The sequence below is a fragment of the Desulfovibrio sp. 1214_IL3152 genome (genome assembly GCF_036763055.1).
In the GTDB taxonomy this organism is placed as follows: Bacteria; Desulfobacterota; Desulfovibrionia; order Desulfovibrionales; family Desulfovibrionaceae; genus Desulfovibrio.
This window is the reverse complement of sequence record NZ_JBAIYW010000574.1, coordinates 1-4,431: the sequence shown is the minus strand read 5'-3', so window position 1 is coordinate 4,431 and position 4,431 is coordinate 1. Positions and strand designations below refer to the sequence as shown.

Annotated in this window: 6 protein-coding genes and 1 pseudogene; 1 reads left to right on the top strand and 6 read right to left on the bottom strand. The window is 53.0% G+C overall.

Translation table 11 applies throughout. The features are described 5' to 3' along the window. Window positions 1-115: pseudogene (locus tag V6C07_RS12135) on the top strand (IS5/IS1182 family transposase); the annotation flags it as partial. Window positions 116-278: 163 nt separating this feature from the next. Here V6C07_RS12135 and V6C07_RS12130 read toward each other — a convergent pair. The 6 genes from V6C07_RS12130 to V6C07_RS12110 all read right to left on the bottom strand — a co-directional run. Further along, window positions 279-497, bottom strand: coding sequence for a pyrroline-5-carboxylate reductase dimerization domain-containing protein (locus V6C07_RS12130; RefSeq protein ID WP_333536739.1), 219 nt, complete (start codon window positions 495-497; stop codon window positions 279-281). Further along, window positions 422-580, bottom strand: a complete 159-nt coding sequence (locus tag V6C07_RS13440) for a pyrroline-5-carboxylate reductase dimerization domain-containing protein (RefSeq protein WP_442886161.1) — start codon at window positions 578-580, stop codon at window positions 422-424. Before V6C07_RS13440 ends, V6C07_RS12130 begins: the two co-directional genes overlap by 76 nt. A gap of 193 nt (window positions 581-773) precedes the next feature. Beyond that, window positions 774-1,577 carry an IclR family transcriptional regulator gene (locus V6C07_RS12125; protein WP_333536738.1) on the bottom strand — a complete coding sequence of 268 codons (804 nt, stop codon included), beginning with the start codon at window positions 1,575-1,577 and terminating at the stop codon, window positions 774-776. A gap of 273 nt (window positions 1,578-1,850) precedes the next feature. Beyond that, window positions 1,851-3,185: an MFS transporter gene (locus tag V6C07_RS12120; RefSeq protein WP_333536737.1), complete on the bottom strand. Its 1,335-nt coding sequence runs from the start codon at window positions 3,183-3,185 to the stop codon at window positions 1,851-1,853. Between the two features lie 181 nt (window positions 3,186-3,366). Beyond that, window positions 3,367-3,744 (bottom strand): RidA family protein, encoded by a 378-nt coding sequence (locus V6C07_RS12115; RefSeq protein WP_333536736.1) that lies wholly within the window; start codon window positions 3,742-3,744, stop codon window positions 3,367-3,369. A 31-nt stretch (window positions 3,745-3,775) separates the two neighbouring features. After that, window positions 3,776-4,431: acetate--CoA ligase family protein (locus V6C07_RS12110; RefSeq protein WP_333536734.1), on the bottom strand; the 656-nt coding region annotated here is incomplete at its 5' end.

The following is a 4,431-nucleotide window of genomic DNA, read 5'->3' as shown; positions in this document are numbered from 1 at the left end:
TTTTCTCTATTTGAAGCAATGGCGCGGCATAGCGACTCGGTACGCAAAAAATGCGGCCTCATTTCTGGCTGCCGTTCAGATCAGGTGTATCTTTTTGTGGGCTTCAGTCTCGTGACTACAGCATCTAGCGTTTGATTTTTCATCTGCAAACGTATGAGAGCATGAATTTTGTAACCGAACACTGGGCGGTCTATGTTTATAGTATATTTCTGAAGCACACCACTATGTATATGCAAAATATAAGTAAATATTCTTATCTGTATATTTTAAATGGATAATTATGGAACAATAAGTATATACTGTTCTTTTTCAACAGACATTTCAGCGTCCATAGCTCTTCCCTGCTCCAGTGCTGCGCGAACAGCATTGATGATTTGCCCACGCACCCCTGTGCGATCAAGATGATTCAAACCCGCAATCGTCATGCCCAGGGAGATGGTCCCTGTTCCCGAAGGATCACAGGATGTCTGCCTGTCTGTATAGCCATATTCGCGCATCCATCCATCAGAGTGGCAGCGATGGTTTGCGACGTTTTTCTGGTGAGCCCCACGCTCACGCCAGCCTCACACAAGCTGTCCATAATATGAAAAAAAAGCCCGGCCCGCATCCGGCAAGAGATGTGAAATCATTCACGGCACCTTCATCGCGCTTTTTGCATATACATGCAGTGAAATGCACCGCGCAACTCCGCCGAACGAGTCATAGCACCGGCCAGAGCGCTCCCCATGCTTCCATAGACTATCAGGCCAATGGGGGCTGAGAAAGCCTTGCATTCATACTATCTTCTCCCCAAAAGGCAGTCTGGCCGGGGAGGCTCCAAGGCGCAGAGAAATTTTTACTGAAGCCTGGATGATATTTTTTTCAATGTTCACAATGGAAGACGCATTAAGTCGCACAGTGGGCGCGGAAACACTGAGCGTAGCAGCCAGCTTGTTCTGATAGTCGAAAATGGGCGCCGCGATACACCGCACGCCCTTGAAAACCTCTTCGTAGTCATAGGCCAGCCCCGTCCGGCATACCTTTTCCAATTCGGCGCGCAGGGCCTCCATGGTCTGCTCGATATGCAGGGCGGGCGACTGCTCATTGATGAGCCTGAGCACCTTTTCCGCCTCCGCCTCTTCGGCGAAGGCCAGAAAGATTTTCCCCGAGGCCGACTGGAACAGAGGGAATGAACTCCCGATGATGGAGTCCTGGCGCAGCATCTGTGAGGTGACCTGCTTGTCCACCACAAGCATTTCTGTGCCCGAAACCACACAAAGATTCACGGTTTCGTCCACAGCTTCCAAAAGTTCCCTGCAATAGGGCCTTGCCATGTCCACCAGGCTGGAATGCCGCAGCACTCTGCTACCTATGGAAAACAGCTTGAACGAAAGGCAGTATTCGCCTCTCTGTTTTTCCTGAAAAACATAACCGTTGTCCTCAAGAGTCAGGAGCATGCGGTGCACTGTGGTTTTGGGCAATCCCACGGCACGGCTCAGTTCGGCGAGTTCCCAGGACTTTTGCGTGGAGAGCATTTCAATAAGCAGGCAGGCTTTGGAGACCGAGCCGATTTCGTAATATTTTTTCGATTGCGTCACTGTAGAATATTCCTGTCAGGATTAGATATGACCGCCTTGGCGTATGTCGTACTGCCGGAAGCCATTCCGTAGTTCATCATGAAGCGACTTCTGGCGCCGGGCGCGAGTCCGGCACGCTGCCAACTGCGGCGCTAGCGGGCCGAGAACCACGTTTTTTGGCGGAGCGTTCCTCATAAATCGGCCAATGGCCGACTTATGAAATCACTACTAGACCAAACGCACCAGACTGGCAACGGAATCCATACAGGCTGCGGGGCAGAATAAGCACTATCGTCAGTTGAGCCTTGCCGCGTCCTCAAGGCTGCAGTGCATGGTTTCGGGTGCCATTTTAAAACTGACCACAAAGCCTACAAGTGTTATGGCGGCGGCAACCAGCATGGTTGCCCCTATGCCGATACGCACAAGAGCCAGCGGCACAAGGTAGGTGCCTACGGCGGCCCCGATTCTGCTGAGCGATGAGGCCAGACCCACTGCGGAGGCGCGGATTTCAGTGGGAAAAAGCTCGTTGGGATATATGAACTGTAAAATCTGTGATCCGCCGGTAGCCAGGGCATAAGCTGCGAAAAGCAAAAGGATGACATACTGCGAGGCATTCGCGAACGTGCCGAGCAAAAGAAGGGCCATGCCGGTCCAGAAAAAACTTTGCAGCAAGAGCGCGCGCCGCCCTATTTTATTGACAAGGCACAGGGCAAAGGCAGTACCCAACATAAAAAGAACGGTAATGACCACAGACCCCATGTTGCTGAGGTCGCCGGTGAGACCCAGAGCCGTCAATATCTTGGGGCTGAAGGAGTAAACAGCGAACAGGGGAACGATGGTACAGGTCCAGAAAACGGAAACGAATATCATGCGAGTTCCGTAACCAGATCGAAACAACGAGGCTATGCCTATCGGCTTGGGCTCCGTAGTGATGGACTCAAGCTCTTGCATGCTGACGTCCTGGCCGTACACCTGCTTAAGAACAGCCTTTGCTTCCAGATAGCGTCCTTTGCGCCGCAGCCAGCGCGGCGACTCCGGCGTGTTGCGCCGCAGGAAAATAAAGATTGCTGTGGGCAGGGCCGCGCTGGCAAGCATCCAGCGCCAACCGTCAGGCCCCATATGCAGCAGAATGCCTCCAACAATATAACCTGCGGCTGCCCCGACAAACCACATAACGTTCAGCATGCCTGTCAGGGGACCACGATATTTTTTAGGAGCAAACTCCGCAAGCAACGCCGTGGCAATAGGATAGTCCGCCCCCACGGCAATGCCCAGACAAAGACGGCAGATGAAAAGGCTTTCAGCGCTTTCTACCCAAAACTGGGCCAGAGAAAAAACACCGATGGCCACAAGATCCAGCGTATACAACACTTGTCTGCCGAACTTGTCGGTAAACCACCCGCCCACAAATCCGCCAAGAAAAATACCGATAAGGGCGGATGCACCTATCATGCCCTCCCAGAATAAGGACAATTCCAGATAGGGAGTAGCCTGCACCAGGGCTATGCCAATGATGCTCAGCACATAGCCGTCAAGAAGAGGTCCACCTGAAGAATATATGGCCAGACGTTTATGGAAACTGTTTAACGGAGCATTATCGAACATCTCTACCAGTGATGTGCAGCTCATTGCACCCCCCCCCGATACGCAACAGTGTTACTAATACAAATTAATCATCAATTATTTTCTGCCCCTGTATAAAAATAGCATTTCAATATTTGTAATAAACTTGATAGTATTGGGGCGGCGGACAATAATTCCGGGCCAGAGAGTCGCATCAGCCTCCGAAAGAAGGCCGCCGCCCCAAAAATCATGAAAATTCGACGATGGCGTCCAGCTCCAGCAGGGCTCCTCCGGCGATGCGGCTCACTTCCACTGTGGCACGAGCCGGCTTGTGGTCGCCCATGCACTTTGCATAGGAGCTGTTGAAGCCGGCAAAGTCGTCCCAGTTGGCAAGATAGACCGTAGTTTTGACCACGTTCTTCAGGCCAAGGTCCACCGTATCCAGAAGTGAAGCCAGGTTTTTCATGGTCTGCGCCGTCTGTTCCTCAATGTTGGCCCCCACAAGGGTCCCGGAAATGGGGTCAAAAGGCACTTGACCGGACACATACAGCATGTTGCCGCTTCTGACCGCGTGGGAATAGGGCCCGCAGGGCACAGGCCCCTTTTTGTCATTCACGAATTCCATACTATTTTTTCCTTTTTTAAGGCTGTGATCTTTACAGTTTTTTGCCTGTCCGCTCTTTGGAGTTCTGGGGGTGCAGCACTATTCTGGCGTCAACCACAGCAATACCGTTTTCCGTGGCAAAAACAGGGTTCAGGTCCACCTCCGCCACGTCCTGCAGTTCCGCGACCATGTGCGAAAGCTTGCTCACAGCTTCCACCAGGGCGGGAATATCCGTGCCGGCCTTACCGCGAACACCGGTAAGAAGCGGGAATCCTTTTATTTCTCTGATCATTCTTTCCGCTTCGGGGGCGTTCACCGGCGCTACGCGGAAAGACACGTCCTTGAGCACTTCCACGAAGATGCCGCCAAGTCCGAACATGACCGTGGGGCCGAAAGTGCTGTCGTAGCTGCTGCCGATAATGCATTCCACGCCCGCCGGTAGCATGGGCGTGAGCATGACGCCGAAAATATCGGCGCAGCCGTTATACTTGAGCGCATTGGCCACAAGCTGTTCATACGCCTTGCGGGCCGCGTCCTCGGAGTCCACATGCAGAATGACCCCGCCAGCGTCGGTTTTGTGCAGAATGTCGGGAGATACTATCTTCATGACAACCTTGCACGCGCCGAGCCGGGTGAACATGCTGGCCGCCTCGTCCGCACTGGCTGCCAGCATGTGGGGCGGCAGGTCAAAGCCGTAGGCGCGCAGCA